12 protein-coding genes are annotated in these 13,117 nt (G+C 51.3%); 6 read left to right on the top strand and 6 right to left on the bottom strand.

Annotated features, from left to right (window positions below):
- Positions 1-2: 2 nt before the first annotated feature.
- Positions 3-1,040, top strand: a complete 1,038-nt coding sequence (locus IOQ59_RS12005) for a CmpA/NrtA family ABC transporter substrate-binding protein (protein WP_193953599.1) — start codon at positions 3-5, stop codon at positions 1,038-1,040.
- 356 nt (positions 1,041-1,396) lie between these two features.
- Here IOQ59_RS12005 and IOQ59_RS12010 read toward each other — a convergent pair whose 3' ends face one another.
- On the bottom strand, positions 1,397-3,001 hold the full coding sequence (locus IOQ59_RS12010) for an ABC-F family ATPase (RefSeq protein WP_193953601.1): 1,605 nt from the start codon (positions 2,999-3,001) through the stop codon (positions 1,397-1,399).
- Between the two features lie 415 nt (positions 3,002-3,416).
- Between IOQ59_RS12010 and IOQ59_RS12015 the strand changes: the two genes are divergently transcribed.
- Positions 3,417-4,103, top strand: coding sequence for a PilZ domain-containing protein (locus tag IOQ59_RS12015; RefSeq protein WP_193953603.1), 687 nt, complete (start codon positions 3,417-3,419; stop codon positions 4,101-4,103).
- 97 nt (positions 4,104-4,200) lie between these two features.
- Here IOQ59_RS12015 and IOQ59_RS12020 read toward each other — a convergent pair whose 3' ends face one another.
- The 5 genes from IOQ59_RS12020 to IOQ59_RS21210 form a co-directional block, all read right to left on the bottom strand.
- Complete coding sequence (locus IOQ59_RS12020; protein ID WP_193953605.1) at positions 4,201-5,118, bottom strand: MBL fold metallo-hydrolase; 918 nt, start codon at positions 5,116-5,118, stop codon at positions 4,201-4,203.
- Positions 5,106-5,339 (bottom strand): thioredoxin family protein, encoded by a 234-nt coding sequence (locus tag IOQ59_RS12025; protein WP_193953607.1) that lies wholly within the window; start codon positions 5,337-5,339, stop codon positions 5,106-5,108. The genes IOQ59_RS12020 and IOQ59_RS12025 overlap by 13 nt, the downstream gene beginning before the upstream one ends.
- Positions 5,340-5,351: 12 nt before the next feature.
- Positions 5,352-6,341 carry a permease gene (locus IOQ59_RS12030; RefSeq protein WP_193953609.1) on the bottom strand — a complete coding sequence of 330 codons (990 nt, stop codon included), beginning with the start codon at positions 6,339-6,341 and terminating at the stop codon, positions 5,352-5,354.
- A complete protein-coding gene (gene arsB / locus IOQ59_RS12035) occupies positions 6,334-7,377 on the bottom strand; it encodes an ACR3 family arsenite efflux transporter (RefSeq protein ID WP_193953611.1) in 1,044 nt (347 codons plus the stop codon). The genes IOQ59_RS12030 and arsB overlap by 8 nt, the downstream gene beginning before the upstream one ends.
- Positions 7,378-7,574: 197 nt before the next feature.
- Complete coding sequence (locus IOQ59_RS21210; protein WP_228050863.1) at positions 7,575-7,841, bottom strand: hypothetical protein; 267 nt, start codon at positions 7,839-7,841, stop codon at positions 7,575-7,577.
- A 75-nt stretch (positions 7,842-7,916) separates the two neighbouring features.
- Here IOQ59_RS21210 and IOQ59_RS12040 point away from each other — a divergent pair, with 75 nt between their 5' ends.
- The 4 genes from IOQ59_RS12040 to IOQ59_RS12055 all read left to right on the top strand — a co-directional run bounded on the left by IOQ59_RS12040 (position 7,917) and on the right by IOQ59_RS12055 (position 12,968).
- Complete coding sequence (locus IOQ59_RS12040; protein ID WP_193953613.1) at positions 7,917-9,296, top strand: CmpA/NrtA family ABC transporter substrate-binding protein; 1,380 nt, start codon at positions 7,917-7,919, stop codon at positions 9,294-9,296.
- 60 nt (positions 9,297-9,356) lie between these two features.
- On the top strand, positions 9,357-10,364 hold the full coding sequence (locus IOQ59_RS12045; RefSeq protein WP_193953615.1) for an ABC transporter permease: 1,008 nt from the start codon (positions 9,357-9,359) through the stop codon (positions 10,362-10,364).
- A 24-nt stretch (positions 10,365-10,388) separates the two neighbouring features.
- Positions 10,389-11,306 carry an ABC transporter ATP-binding protein gene (locus IOQ59_RS12050; RefSeq protein ID WP_193953617.1) on the top strand — a complete coding sequence of 306 codons (918 nt, stop codon included), beginning with the start codon at positions 10,389-10,391 and terminating at the stop codon, positions 11,304-11,306.
- Between the two features lie 192 nt (positions 11,307-11,498).
- Complete coding sequence (locus tag IOQ59_RS12055) at positions 11,499-12,968, top strand: NarK family nitrate/nitrite MFS transporter (RefSeq protein ID WP_193953619.1); 1,470 nt, start codon at positions 11,499-11,501, stop codon at positions 12,966-12,968.
- The last annotated feature ends 149 nt before the right edge of the window (positions 12,969-13,117 follow it).

Raw genomic sequence — 13,117 nt, forward strand, 5'->3', positions numbered from 1 at the left:
GTATGAGTATTGCAGCACCCGAAAAAACAGCATTAAAACTAGGTTTTGTTCCTCTGCTGGATTGCGCACCGCTGGTTATCGCCCGTGAAAAAGGCTTCTTTCAAAACGAAGGACTCAACGTTGTTTTATCCCGAGAATCCAGTTGGGCCAACATCCGCGACAAGGTGAGCTTTGGTCTCTTGGACGGTGCTCAAATGCTGTCACCGATGCCGCTGGCATCCACGCTTGGTCTGGGTAGCCAGTCCACACCGATGATCACGTCACTGGCATTGAGCATGAACGGCAATGCCGTCACCTTATCCGCCGAACTATACAGGGCACTCAGCCCGCAACTACGAGACCGCCCCAACGCAGCAGAAGTTGGTAATGCCCTGAAACAGTGGATTGCATCCGTGCGCACTAAGCCCGTTTTTGCGACCGTGTTTCCATATTCCTGCCAACACTATCAATTGCGTTACTGGTTAACCGCCTCCGGTATCGATCCGGATCAGGATGTGACACTCATTGCCGTCCCGCCAACCAAGATGGTCAGTACCATGCGCGATCACCTGATCGATGGGTATTGTGCAGGGGAACCCTGGAATACGTTGGCAGAATCAGGAGCGGTCGGAAAAGTGGCCGTCACCGGCTATCAGATCTGGTCTGATTCAATAGAGAAGGTATTTGCCGTCACGCAACGCTGGGCGGATAGCCATCCCAATACCCATACTGCACTGATTCGGGCACTGGTCGCGGCATGTGAATGGCTCAGCCACTCCTGCAACCATGCGGAAGCACTGGATCTGCTGCGCCTGCCTCCCTACCTTGATCAGAGTGTCATTCCACTCTGTCAGACCAGTGAAACACATCCGATCATGCAATCATTCTATGGCTCTGACGTGAACCTACCGTCACTGAGTCATGCCCACCTGATGCTGGAACAGATGGAGCGCTGGGGACAATGGAAAGGCGGTGATCGCACGCAGATAGCCCAGCAGGTCTATCGACCGGATCTGTACGCTGAAGCATTAGCACAAGCACCATCACAACAGCTTGCTTAGGCCTGTATGAGAGATAAATCCGTCGGAGGGATTGATACAAAGTGGATGAGAAATCACAAAACTGATATTCGTCAATTTCCCGACTGACCTACTTGGTTATTATCGATCTCGCTCTCAACAACAAATTATTGGCTAGCGAGGTGTTTTATGAGTTCATGTTGTGGTGTGTGTGGTGGCCAGGATGCGGAAGAAGTGAAAAAACAGGAACAGGCTGAAGAAGCCAAATCGCAAGAACAAACTGAACAGACCACGGAAGAATAACCAATGGTTATCGATCAGGCGGGAATCTGTCCTCCCCTCCCCGCCTGACTCAATCTCACCTAGGCCCGTTTCCGGACCCGGTGATCTTATCTTTCTCAGGCAACTTTTGCCGCAGCCACCTGACTTGCCAGATACTCTTCGTACGTACCCTGGAAGTCGATCAGCTTCTGATCTTTGATCTCAACCACACGGGTTGCCAGTGAGGAGACAAACTCGCGGTCATGGCTGACAAAAATCAGCGTGCCATCATACCCTTCCAACGCCCGGTTCAGGCCTTCAATGGACTCCATATCCAAGTGGTTGGTCGGCTCATCCATGATCAGCACGTTGGTGTTCATCATCATCAGCTTGCCAAACAGCAGTCGGTTTTTCTCTCCACCTGAGCAGACTTTTGCTTTCTTGTTAATGTCGTCCGCCGTGAACAACAAACGCCCCAGCATGCCACGTACCGCCAGATCGTCGTGCTTCGGCTGACGCCACTGAGCCATCCACTCGAACAGATTCAGATCGCAGTCGAAGTCTTCAGTGCTGTCCTGAGGACAGTAACCAATCATGGCATTTTCAGCCCACTTAACATCACCGGACTGCGCGCTGATCTCATTCATCAGGCAACGCAGGAACGTGGTTTTACCGACACCGTTTTCACCAATGACAGCCAGTTTCGCACCCGCTTCCAAAATCAGGTTACCGCCACTGAACAGCGGTTCATCATCGTAACCGTGACCAACATTTTCCAGCACCAACGCCTGACGGTGCAGCTTTTTCTCTTGTTTCAGACGGATATACGGCGTCTGGCGGCTGGACGCTACGACCTCTTCCAGCTGAATTTTCTCCATCTTACGCGCACGGGAAGTTGCCTGTTTTGCTTTAGATGCGTTCGCAGAGAAGCGGTTTACAAACTGCTGCAACTCTTCCAGCTCTGCACTCTTCTTAGCGTTTTCGCTATGCAGCTGTTCCTGAATCAGAGACGATGCCGCCATAAAGTCTTCGTAGTTACCCGGATAGATACGCAGGTCACCGTAATCGATATCGGCCATATGCGTACATACGGAGTTCAGGAAGTGGCGGTCATGCGAAATGATGATCATGGTGCACTTGCGCTGATTCAGAACCGTGCCCAACCAGTTGATGGTGTGAATATCCAGGTTGTTGGTCGGCTCATCGAGCAGCAAGATATCAGGATTGGCGAACAATGCCTGTGCCAGCAAGACACGCAGCTTCCAGCCCGGCGCAACCTGACTCATCAGGCCAAAGTGATACTCTTCTTCAATACCCGCCTGCAACAAGATCTCTCCGGCGCGGCTTTCGGCACTGTAGCCATCCATTTCAGCGAATTCAGTTTCAAGGTGTGCAACCCGCATCCCCTCTTCTTCCGACATTTCCGGCAAAGAGTAGATACGCTCACGTTCCTGCTTAACCTTCCACAGTTCCGCGTCACCCATGATCACCGCATCAACCACGCTGTATTCTTCAAACGCGAACTGATCCTGACTCAGCGTACCCACCTTATATCCAGGCGTGATAGACACGTTGCCGGAGGTTGGCTTCAGTTCACCGCTCAGAATTTTCATAAAGGTCGACTTACCGCAACCGTTCGCTCCGATCAGGCCGTAGCGATTGCCGTTGCCAAATTTTGCGGAGATATTTTCAAACAATGGCGCAGGGCCAAACTGCATGGTGATGTTTGCGGTGGTAATCAAAGAACTATTCCTGAGGGCTTACGTTTGGGGAAGATCATTAACGCCAGCAATGGCATACAGACCGGATGACTTACAAGCCAAATAACTTATAAATACGGAGCGCGCACTTTAAAGAGTTGCAACGCTAATGTCGAGGAAAGCTGTACAGAAAACGTACTAAAAAGCACAGAGAGTCTCTCACCTATAGCGCAACCGGCAGATACGCTTTGCTGCACCAGCGAAATAGCAGCCAGAACCCAGCGGTGCATCGACGTATAACTCACGGATTTTAAGGTGATTTTAATGAGCACTCATTCCGAAAAATACCAGAGAAAGCGCAAGATAGTCCCAAAGACAGGGCGATTTTATTACTAAACATAAAGGGCACACCAACTAACATCCATTTTACTGTGCCTTCAGGGCTGGGAAGAGATTGATGCAGCAGATTAGTGTGACACCTCTCGAATACCTGCCAAATTTCCGGGTTGGAACTAAGGTCCAAATCTCTTCGCAGGATGGAAAAATGCGGTTTCTGACATCCCTTGTGGGCGTACATGATCAGGATGTTATCGTTGCCCACCTGCCCACGGCTGAAGAGCTATTAGAAAAGTGTGGATGCTCTCAGGTCCCGCTGCAGTGGTATGAAGCTTTCTTCAACGTCAAACAAGATCTGATCTTACGACTCGTTGATAAAGGTGTGGTGTATGCTTTCGAAACCTCAGTCATGGAGATCACCGGCAGCAAGAATCGAATGATCATGCTGAGTTACCCCGCAAAGGTTTATCAACAAGAGCTGAGAAAAGAACCTCGTTACCCTTGTACGCTGCTCGCGCATATCTATTGTCGCCACGAACAGTTTGACGGCCTTATCAAGGATGTCAGCTCCGGTGGATGCCAGATCCGCCTGCCAGATCATGAATCACTCCAAAAGATCCGTCAGTTGAAAGACTCTGGTTTTTTTATCACCTTTGAGATTCTTTTCCCCGATAACGATACGTACTTTGTCTTCAAAGGCGATCTGATCTCCGTGTTACCGCTGCAGCGTGGATTACGGCTGGGGATCGCGTTCAAAAACCAATATACAGAGATTGCGAAATACCTCGCAGCACTGCATCTCAACTGACAAATTAAGGAAAGGGCTGGCATAGGAGATCACAACACACATCCAGCCTTATAACCGGCTGCAGCAAGGATAGCTGCAGCCGGCCGGGATCGGGTATTTATTCCCACTCCATCTCTTCAAACACACGCTGAGCATTGCGGGCATGGATCTGTTCATACACAGAGAGATAACTGAACGCACTTTGATCAATACTGCTCGTTGCACTCATATCTTCCCCGTTCTCCAGTAGCTGGCCTACGGCACTACGCAGAAACCGTAAATAACGATAGGTATCACGCTCCGCACCCGTCAGGTCCGTTGGCTGTCCGTGCCCGGGTACGATCTTGCCCGGCTTCAGCTGCTGAATGACCTTAAAAGCTTCAATCCATGCCAGATGTTGCGATTGCGGCCCAACGCCCAGCATCCGATCCATATAGACAACATCACCGCTGAATAGCACACCAGATTCAGGTAACCACACCAGTGTCTCTCCACCCGTATGCGCGGGGCCAACAGGAATCAATTGCAACTGAATCCCTTCCACCGAGATATCCGTGACAGCTGACACCATCTCTTTGGCAGGCATCACGTCCGTCCCGTGCCAGCTTTCACCCGTATAACGGGAGGTTGACGCCATCTGAGCGTCTCCGCGGGCCTGCTGATCAGCCAGAGTCTGTTCAGAGGTCAACGTGCGAATGCCCTGCTCAGCGAAATAACGATTACCAAACCAACGGTGATCCTGTCCGCCCGTATTAATGACCAATACAACGGGCTTATCAGTCACCGCGCGGATCTGTGCTTCAATCGCTTTCGCCCCCTTCAGCGTGCCACCGCTATCGATCAGAACAACACCGCGTTCACCCACGATAAAACCAAAATTGGCATTATTCGCCAAATTGGTTTCTGAACGCTGTTCCATCGGACCAATCAGGGCAAAGACATTTTTACTCACCTCGATACGCTGTAACGGATTCGCGTGAACGGAATGAATCACACATGCGCTGAACAACAGGATTGTGCGTATTAAACCAGCCACTGTTTAACCTCCTCCTGCGTGGGTATCCGGCCGCTATGTACCACCGCGTCATTAATCACGACCGCCGGTGTACTCATCACACCATATCCCATGATGACCTCGGGGTTTGTTTCCTTCTCCACGATCACCTCTGTTGCCAGCTCCCGCGCAACCTTCTCAATCACTTCCGCTGTTTTTGTACATTTTGTACAGCCGGTACCCAGTACTTTGATCTCTTTCATCCGATCCTCCGATCAATGTGGAAAAGCCATGTTAAAAATCCAGCCAACGGCCGTGAAAGACAGCAATAACATGGCAAATAGCGTGGCAAGCAGTCGCCACTGCATCACTTGCTTCAATAGAATAAATTCAGGGAAACTCGCGGCTACGGTACTCATGCAAAATGCCAGCGTGGTGCCAACCGGCAGCCCTTTCAGTAACAAACTCTCCATCACCGGAATCACACCTGTCGCATTGGAATACAAAGGTATCCCCATCACCACTGCGGCCGGCACCGACCACCACTGCCCATTTCCCAGATTGGTTTCGACCCATCCCTCAGGCACAAACCCGTGCAGGCCTGCGCCGAGTCCAACTCCTATAAACACCCATTTCCAAACCCGCCCCAAAATCTCTTGCGTTTCTTCACGTGCAAACTGATGACGCTCTAGCATCGATACACGGGGAGCTTCCACATCACCCATCACAGGTTGATGGGAGGCTGCTCGTTGATACGCCTTTGCCGCAAAGGGTTGCAGCCACTGTTCAGCCTTGATCAGATCAAGAAATATGCCGCCAATGACACCCACGCAAATCCCCACCAGCACGTACATCAGGGTAAATTTCCATCCCAGCAGGCTCAGTAATAACAGCACGGCCACTTCATTGATCAACGGAGAAGTCAACAAAAAGGCCATCGTGATACCTACCGGAATCCCCGCTGACGTAAACCCCAGAAACACCGGTATGCTGGAGCAGGAACAAAAAGGCGTGATCGCGCCAAACATTGAACCTAACAGATAACCGACACCACGATGTTTACTGGCCAGATAGTCGCGCACCCGCTCGACATTAAGCGATGCCCTTAGCCACGCCACGAGATAGATCATCACCAACAACAGGGCAAAGATCTTCGTCGTGTCTTCCACGAAAAAATGCAATGCATCCCCGTGTTTCGTGTCAGCTGCCAAACCAAATGTTTCGTACACTAACCAATCGGCAAAATGGGTAAATACCTCAAACATTCTGTTCCTCCTGGAACCAGTGACGTGTGCGGTTCACGATCATCACCAATGACAGCATCACTGGCACTTCTACCAGCACACCGACCACAGTCGCCAGCGCCGCACCAGAATGCAGACCAAACAACGAGATCGCCACCGCGACCGCCAGCTCGAAGAAATTAGAGGTCCCGATCAGGCACGCGGGGGCCGCTATGTTGTGCGGCAAGCGTAGTTTTTTCGCTGCCAGATATGCGATCAGAAAGATACCGTAGGTTTGAAGTAGCAGCGGAATCGCAATCAATACAATTGTCTGGGGTTGAGTCAAAATGACTTCAGCCTGAAAACCAAACAACAGCACGACCGTTGCCAATAATCCCAGCACGGACCAGGGCTTCATTCTATGGAGGAAGTCGTCCAACTGATGCGATTCAGCATGATTCTCTACCCGCCTGTTCAATCGATTCCGGGTGACAATGCCAGCGATTAGGGGTAACACCACATAGAGCACCACCGACAGCAGTAACGTTTCCCAAGGCACCGTGATATCACTCACGCCCAACAAGAATGCGGCTATCGGTGCAAACGCGAAGATCATGATCAGGTCATTGACTGACACCTGCACCAACGTGTAGTCCGGGTCCCCGTCTGTAAGCTGACTCCAGACGAACACCATCGCTGTACAGGGTGCGACACCTAACAGAATCATACCGGCGATATATTCCCCCGCTGACTGAGGGTCAACCAGGTCGGCAAACAGTACTTTGAAGAAGAGCCAGCCCAACGCCGCCATAGAGAATGGCTTGATCAGCCAGTTGATCACCAACGTCAGCATTAAACCCCGTGGTTTTTTGCCAACGTCCCGAATGCGGGAAAAGTCGATCTGCACCATCATCGGGTAAATCATCACCCAGATGAACAACGCCACTACAAGATTGACGTGGGCCACTTCCAATTCAGCAATGACCGCAAAAACCGTTGGTATCCAGTTCCCTAGCAGCACACCCACCGCGATACACAGTGCGATCCAAACTGATAGATAGCGCTCAAAAATACCCATGTTTATCCTTTCCTAATACGGCACGTGTTTATTGCTGCCTGCTCATCCGTTTCTATTCACAAATGAGATAGGGCAACGGTATATGCGAATTTAATCATATATGATTTTAAATATATATGATTTATCGCATATGTTTGTCTTTTGATCTTGGAAACTGATTTTCAGCCGACACGAGCGTTGTCCAAAAGTGCACCGATCTAATCCCTTAACTGAAAGGCATAACTGCGCCAAAACGATGCCCAGGGTTTATCACTCGCCCTATGATGCAGCGCAGCATTAATATACCCACCCTCGAAATCCATCTTTAAAAACCAATAAGCCATTGAAATAAAAGAATTTAAAAAAACTGGCACGCCTCCTGCTACCTCCACGACATCAAGTGCACCAATGGCGGTGCCAGATAAATAACCGGACAAGTACACGCTGACGTGTACTGAACACACAACCGGAACAGCATCAGGCAAAGGCGTCTGTTCTCCCAGTCAATACTGGTGCGGAACGACGTCTTTTTTATTTTTGGGTTATCAACGGAGATGACTATGTTCAAGAAATCACACTCCCTGTTAAGTCGTGTCATCAGCACGACGGTATTGGCGGCTAGTCTGGCTACAGCACCTGCATGGGCTGCAATCGGCGAACCGGAAAAGGAAGACCTGAAGTTCGGCTTTATCAAGCTGACTGACATGGCACCACTGGCCATTGCTTATGAGAAGGGTTACTTCGAGGATGAAGGTCTGTATGTGCAACTGGAAGCGCAGGCAAACTGGAAGGTATTGCTGGACCGTGTGATTGATGGACAACTTGACGGCGCGCACATGCTCGCCGGGCAGCCACTGGGCGCCACCATCGGTTTTGGTACAAAAGCCGACATCATTACCGCCTTCAGCATGGACCTGAACGGCAACGCGATTACCGTATCGAACGACATCTGGGATCAGATGAAGCAATACATCCCCAACGGCCCGGACGGCAAGCCGGTACATCCAATCAAAGCGGATGCATTAAAACCCGTTATCGAGAAGTACAAAGACGAAGGTAAGCCGTTCAACATGGGGATGGTGTTCCCGGTCTCCACCCACAACTATGAACTGCGTTACTGGCTGGCGGCCGGTGGTATCAACCCGGGTTATTACGCGCCTCACAAAGGGGACACCTCCGGTCAGATCGATGCCGACGCACTGCTCTCTGTTACCCCTCCACCTCAGATGCCAGCCACGATGGAAGCCGGCACCATCTACGGTTACTGCGTGGGTGAACCCTGGAACCAGCAGGCCGTATTCAAAGGCATCGGCGTACCAGTGGTAACCGATTATGAAATCTGGAAAAACAACCCGGAGAAAGTGTTCGGCGTATCCAAACACTGGGCTGAAGAATATCCGAACACTCACCTGCGTGTCGTGAAAGCGATGATCCGTGCCGCCAAGTGGCTGGATGACAAAAACAACGCCAACCGTCCGGAAGCGGTGAAAATTCTGTCCCAATCCGAATATGTAGGGGCCGATTACGATGTCATCGCCAACTCCATGACTGGTACCTTCGAATACGAAAAGGGCGACAAGCGTGACGTACCTGATTTCAACGTATTCTTCCGCCACAACGCAACATACCCGTACTACTCCGATGCGATCTGGTATCTGACACAGATGCGCCGCTGGGGTCAGATTGCTGATCCAAAACCGGACAGCTGGTACATGGATATTGCCAAAAAAGTGTACCGTCCCGACATCTACCGCCAGGCGGCTGAAGAGCTGATCGCCGATGGTGTGATCAGTGCAGCAGAGTTCCCGGATTTCGCCACTGAAGACGGCTTCAAAGCACCGCAAACACACTTCATCGACAACATTACGTACGACGGCTCTAAGCCAAATGAGTATCTGAAGAAGTTTGAAATTGGTCTGAAAGACGATCAGAAAATCTGATGACCTGCTCCCTGCTGGCAAGGTATCGCCAGTGGGGAGCGTTTTGCGGGAGTATCCATTATGAGTCATTCATCTACAAAATCATCTAATCCACTGGCAGCTCTGCTATCTGTCTTCCAGTGCGAAAACCCGATTCAGTCTGCGTTGCAGAGCTTAAAACAGCTCATTTTGCCTTTGATTGGCATGCTGGTCTTTTTGCTGATCTGGGATATAGGTGCCAAGAATATTCACACCTCTCTGGGTACGTTTCCCGGCCCTGCACAAGTTTACGAACAAACCGTTGGCCTGATCGACGACCATCAGGCTGAACGCCAAAAAGAGGTCGCTTTCTACGAGCGACAGGAGAAACGCAACGCGAAGAAACTGGAAAAGAACCCGGACGCCAAGATCAAGGTCCGCCCCTATACCGGTAAGCCAACGTTTTTCGATCAGATCGGCACCAGCCTGATCACCGTACTTGCGGGCTTCTTTTTCGCGTCACTGATCGCGATCCCGGCAGGCATTATGATCGGTTTAAATCAGCCTCTCTATTCCGCGTTGAATCCGCTGATTCAGCTGTTCAAACCCGTATCACCACTGGCATGGCTGCCACTGGTCACCATGGTGGTCAGCGCAGTGTACGTCAGCAAAGATCCGATGTTTGCCAAATCTTTTATCACCTCGCTGGTCACTGTATCGCTGTGCTGTTTGTGGCCAACGCTACTGAACACCGCTGTCGGTGTTTCCGGTATCAGTAAAGATCTTCAGAACGTCTCCCAGGTATTACGCCTCTCCTTCTTTACTCACGTGGTGAAGATTGTACTGCCATCGTCCATTCCGATGATGTTTACCGGCCTGCGTTTGTCGCTGGGTATTGCATGGATGGTACTAATCGCTGCAGAGATGCTGGCGCAGAACCCGGGGCTCGGCAAATTCGTCTGGGATGAGTTCCAGAACGGTAGCTCCAACTCACTGGGGCGCATCATGGTTGCCGTACTGGTGATTGGCCTGATTGGCTTCCTGCTGGACCGCATCATGCTGCTGATCCAGAAGAAAGTGTCTTGGGATAAAACAGCCATTCTGCGCTAATTCAACCTCATAAGGAGAAGACTGATGACAACAACACATCTCGAACTGACCGGGGTTGATATTGAGTTCCCAACCCCAGACGGCCCGTTTAAGGCGCTGGACAATGTGAATCTGAAGATCAAAAAAGGCGAATACATCTCCCTGATTGGTCACTCCGGTTGCGGTAAATCCACCGTCCTCAATATTGTCGCCGGTTTATATCAGGCCACTAAAGGCGGCGTATTGCTCGACGGCAAAGAGGTCAACGAACCCGGCCCTGAGCGTGCAGTGGTGTTCCAGAACCACTCTCTGCTGCCATGGCTGACCGCTTACGAAAACGTTGAACTGGCGGTGAATCAGGTCTTTAAGGGCAAGAAAAGCAAAGCCGAGATGAAAGACTGGATTGAACACAATCTTTCACTGGTTCATATGACCCATGCGATGCATAAACGCCCGGAAGAGATCTCCGGTGGTATGAAACAGCGCGTGGGGATCGCCCGTGCACTGGCGATGGAACCTAAAGTGCTGCTGATGGATGAACCCTTTGGTGCACTGGACGCCCTCACCCGTGCACACTTGCAGGATTCATTGATGGAGATTCAGAACGAGTTGAACAACACCGTGATCATGATCACCCACGATGTGGATGAAGCGGTGCTGCTCTCTGACCGTATTGTGATGATGACCAATGGCCCTGAAGCCACGGTGGGTGAGATTCTGGAGATCGACCTGCCCCGTCCGCGTAACCGCATCGCACTGGCCGATGACCCACAGTACAACCAGTACCGCGCAGCCGTACTGAGCTTCCTGTACGAAAAACAGCGCAAGCCGGACACCGGCGAAACCAGTCAAAAACCGGCAGAAGAAGAAAAGCTGGCACACAACCTGCAATCAGAAGAGACAAAAGGTGAAGTTTCAATGACCGAAACCACCGCCGACAGTGAAAAAGTTAAAGCGGCCTAAGTCCGAAGCCCCATAAACACGGGGGTTAAAGCTTAAGCCCGGCAAAGCAGCCATTTCCAAACCGGTGCAAAGGCGCACCACATTGGCTCAACCTCTGCTTTGCCTGCACAGATTTGAACAAAGGCGTTCATGCCCCGCTTCTGAATTGGTGCGGGCTGAACGCCTTTTTGCGTTTTTATAGAGGGCAATCACATGCACGACAGCGGAAAACTCAACCTGCTTTCCTTTACGGGAAAGATGAAGATCCTTCATTTCAGTTGGATCGCATTCTTCATCACGTTCTTTGTTTGGTTTAACCATGCGCCTTTGCTGGGTTCTATCGCTGAATCCCTTGGCCTGACCAAATCCGAAATCAAAACCCTGCTGATCCTGAACGTAGCCCTCACCATCCCGGCCCGCATCATCGTTGGTATGCTGACCGATAAATTTGGTCCGCGTATTACCTATGCGGCGCTGCTCTTCTTCGCCAGCATCCCCTGCTTTATGTTTGCGCTGTCCAGCAACTTTATGGAAGCGGCGATCTCCCGCTTCCTGCTGGGTTTCATCGGTGCCGGTTTTGTCATTGGTATCCGTATGGTGAGCGAGTGGTTCCCAGCGAATGAACTGGGTACGGCAGAAGGTATCTACGGCGGCTGGGGCAACTTTGGTTCTGCGGCGGCAGCTATGTTGCTGCCAACCCTCGCCATTGTATTTGGTGGCGAAGATGGCTGGCGTTATGCGGTGGGCCTGACCGGTGCAATCTGTCTGGTCTTCAGCTTTATCTGGTACAAAAACGTAACCGATACACCAAAAGGCTCCACCTACTTCAAACCGAAAAAGATTGGCGGTCTGGAAGTGACCAGCAAATCTGACTTCGTCTTCCTGCTGGTGATGAAGATTCCTATGTACGCTGCGCTGGCACTGCTGACCTGGAAGCTGTCTCCGGCAGGCGTTTCCATGCTGTCCGATGCTGTCGCACTGGGTATCTACATCGCACTGGCGGCTATTTTTATCTACGACTGCTACAGCGCATATGACGTAAACCGCGAGATCTTCGACAAGCCTGTACCGGAAGTTCACCAGTACAAGTTCAAGCAGGTCGCGGTATTGAATGTACTCTACTTCGCAACCTTTGGTTCTGAACTGGCCGTGGTGTCTATGCTGCCACTGTTCTTCGCCGATGTGTTCGAACTGGACATGGTCTATGCCGGTCTGCTGGCGTCTGCTTATGCCTTTATGAACCTGATGTCCCGTCCGGGTGGTGGCTGGATCAGTGACCGCTTCGGTCGTAAGAAAACCCTGCTGATTCTGACCGCCGGTCTGGCCGTGGGTTACGCGCTGATGTCGATGATCGATAGTACCTGGTCACTGATTCTGGCAGTGCTCACCGCCATGGCATGCTCGTTCTTCGTACAGGCCGGTGAAGGTGCGGTTTTTGCGGTGGTGCCTCTAATCAAACGCCGGCTGACTGGCCAGATTGCAGGGATGACCGGTGCCTACGGTAATGTCGGTGCAGTGTTCTACCTGACAATTTTGTCTATGGTGAGTTATGAGATCTTCTTCAGTGTCATTGCCTGTACGGCGGTTCTTGGCTTCATCGCCCTGCTGTTCCTGGAAGAACCTAAAGGCCACATGGCGGAAGTGAAAGAAGACGGTACCGTCGAGCTGATCGAGGTGTCTTAACCGGCACCCGCTTGTTGGGAGTCGCTGCGCTCACCCCAACCTACATCGCTCTTGTAGGTTGTTGCTGGTTCCCACGGTCCTCCGTGGGAACCCATACGGTGGGTTCCGGCTAATCCATCGTCCCGTATCACTGAGACATATAAAGCGAT

It is taken from the genome of Pontibacterium sinense (genome assembly GCF_015209595.1).
Classification (GTDB): domain Bacteria; phylum Pseudomonadota; class Gammaproteobacteria; order Pseudomonadales; family Balneatricaceae; genus Pontibacterium; species Pontibacterium sinense.

Coding starts and splice junctions, on each gene's coding strand:
- IOQ59_RS12005 (WP_193953599.1), top strand. CDS start 3: ATGAGTATTGCAGCACCCGAAAAAACAGCATTAAAACTAGGTTTTGTT.
- IOQ59_RS12015 (WP_193953603.1), top strand. CDS start 3,417: ATGCAGCAGATTAGTGTGACACCTCTCGAATACCTGCCAAATTTCCGG.
- IOQ59_RS12025 (WP_193953607.1), bottom strand. CDS start 5,339: ATGAAAGAGATCAAAGTACTGGGTACCGGCTGTACAAAATGTACAAAA.
- IOQ59_RS12030 (WP_193953609.1), bottom strand. CDS start 6,341: ATGTTTGAGGTATTTACCCATTTTGCCGATTGGTTAGTGTACGAAACA.
- arsB (WP_193953611.1), bottom strand. CDS start 7,377: ATGGGTATTTTTGAGCGCTATCTATCAGTTTGGATCGCACTGTGTATC.
- IOQ59_RS12040 (WP_193953613.1), top strand. CDS start 7,917: ATGTTCAAGAAATCACACTCCCTGTTAAGTCGTGTCATCAGCACGACG.
- IOQ59_RS12045 (WP_193953615.1), top strand. CDS start 9,357: ATGAGTCATTCATCTACAAAATCATCTAATCCACTGGCAGCTCTGCTA.
- IOQ59_RS12050 (WP_193953617.1), top strand. CDS start 10,389: ATGACAACAACACATCTCGAACTGACCGGGGTTGATATTGAGTTCCCA.
- IOQ59_RS12055 (WP_193953619.1), top strand. CDS start 11,499: ATGCACGACAGCGGAAAACTCAACCTGCTTTCCTTTACGGGAAAGATG.